Raw genomic sequence first — 1,973 nt, 5'->3', positions numbered from 1 at the left:
AACACCACCGATTGTTCAGGCAAGCATGACGTGATGGCAGGACAGGTCAGACCGTGATGGGGAAAACCCGGTTTATTCAAAGCTACTGAAAGAGCGCTTTGTTGATAGAGGTCTCCATCAGCGTATTCCATCAGGGACAGAGGAGTTTCACATCACCTCGGCAAAGTCCGGATCTATGGCTGCAATTGATGACCTGCAAATCCACCACAACATGTTTAGCTTGGCAAACCGGAGGCGACCATCTATGAATAAGAAGAATCAGGAGTGATAGATGAAACTTATTCAAACTGTTGGTCTTCGATTATTATGCTTTTTGATAATTTATTGTGTTTGTATTTCTACAGGCATTATATTTTTTATTAGACTGCTGATTACTTGTATTTATTTCTATAAAAATGGTCTTTTTGAGTTTGATTGGGTACTTAATGTTATCTACTCAGTAAAAATGGGACTCTCCGGAGGGATTCCTTTGGGTATAGGTTGTTGGATTTTATCTAAACTTGATGAACGTAAGCGCTTAAGTTGAGAATAATTTCCTTGCGCCACAAATCATGCCTAAAGGCATGATGGATTATGGTCTGGCGGTGAACTCATGGCTGGATTATGCTTTAACGCATAAGTTATCCCCAGAGGAAATTGAGTCGGGCTTAAGTAAGCTGGCGAGGGGAGAGCTACCGGAGGGCGCAAATATAGCCAAGGCGATAGTCGATGGGTATACGGATGGTGCATTGATTCTGGGCGCAGCCTATTTGGGCCCCGCCGCGTCGGTAGGTAAAGCGGTTGGTGGTGCATTGGTTGGTGCATTCGCGAATGGTGCTTACCAGTTGTATGACCTGAATCAGCCGGGAAATGAAACTAAGACTTGGGATTATTGGAGCAGTACCTCAGCAGCGATAACTGGTGGATTAGCACCGGGTCGTGGAATCTGGAAAAACGTGGGGATTGCGGCGGGTGGTGCAGTGTTTACGGATTGGGCGGATATTGGCTCCATAGGAGGATCTGCCGCAGGTGCCTGGACTGGAGGAATGTTCAGAATATATGCTCCGGGAATTGTAAATTCGGTAACCGGGAAAGAGCTTCCGGGTTTTGTTTATGATGTTGGGGGGGGCATATATTTCAGAGCAAATGAATAATGTTGTCAAAAAAACATCTAAAAATAAAGAAGGTGAAAAAAGTGAAAATGGCATTAAAATATGCATTGATGTTTTTATATTATTCTTTTGCTTTTTTCATATTGGGTTTGATTATTTCTGTTGTTATAGGTTTTATTTATTTACATGATTTTTATTTGCCTTTCGAAATTGTATTAAGTACTCTTGTTAGAAGTATAATTGCTGGGTCTGCAATCACTTTGGCTGCAATAGTATTTAATCTGATAGATAAGTTTGACGCCCGTAAAAAGCCACCTTCGGCCCCAGACTGAAATTAACAACAATCCCAGTCTTTTTCAACTGGGGTTGTTGTGAAGAATAATTTACTCGGCGACGGATTTAAGCTGCCGTACTGACGGATTATGGTATTTGAAAAAGGCAACAGCCGCTATGCCACGGATACCACGGTGAGCGCGGGCAACACCCTGACGCTGAACAGCGGTAATGACACCACCCTGAAGGGGGCGCAGGTACAGGGGGAGAACGTGGTGGCGAATGTCGGCAATAATCTGACCCTACGCAGTGAGCAGGCGGTTGATAGCTATGAGGCCAAGCAATCCAGCTTCAGCGCCGGGGGGAGCATCGGCTTCGGCAATGGCTCTCTGGGTATCGCCGCCAGCCGCGATAAGATGCACAGCGACTATGCCTCGGTGGAGAGCCAGAGCGGCATCTTTGCCGGTACCGGTGGCTTTGATATCACCGTGGGTAATCATACCCAGCTGGACGGCGCGGCCATTGCCAGCGCGGCCGGTCAGGAGAACAACCGCTTAGATAGCGGAACCCTGGGCTTTGCCGATATCGACAACCGCGCTGAGTTCAAGG

General features: G+C 46.3%; 4 protein-coding genes. All 4 read left to right on the top strand.

The genetic code is table 11. The features are described 5' to 3' along the window. Positions 1-271 precede the first annotated feature (271 nt). Positions 272-526 (top strand): hypothetical protein, encoded by a 255-nt coding sequence (locus tag EIEH_RS19180; protein ID WP_015872528.1) that lies wholly within the window; start codon positions 272-274, stop codon positions 524-526. Between the two features lie 25 nt (positions 527-551). Next, positions 552-1,133, top strand: coding sequence for an adhesin (locus EIEH_RS16055; protein ID WP_071525763.1), 582 nt, complete (start codon positions 552-554; stop codon positions 1,131-1,133). A gap of 47 nt (positions 1,134-1,180) precedes the next feature. Beyond that, positions 1,181-1,423, top strand: coding sequence for a hypothetical protein (locus tag EIEH_RS19405; RefSeq protein ID WP_035610325.1), 243 nt, complete (start codon positions 1,181-1,183; stop codon positions 1,421-1,423). 90 nt (positions 1,424-1,513) lie between these two features. Then, the coding region (locus tag EIEH_RS16045) for a hemagglutinin repeat-containing protein (RefSeq protein WP_035610323.1) at positions 1,514-1,973 on the top strand (460 nt) is incomplete at its 3' end.

Origin of the sequence: Edwardsiella ictaluri ATCC 33202 (genome assembly GCF_000264785.1) — a bacterium.
GTDB lineage: Bacteria > Pseudomonadota > Gammaproteobacteria > Enterobacterales > Enterobacteriaceae > Edwardsiella > Edwardsiella ictaluri.
This window is presented reverse-complemented; position numbering and strand designations above follow the sequence as displayed.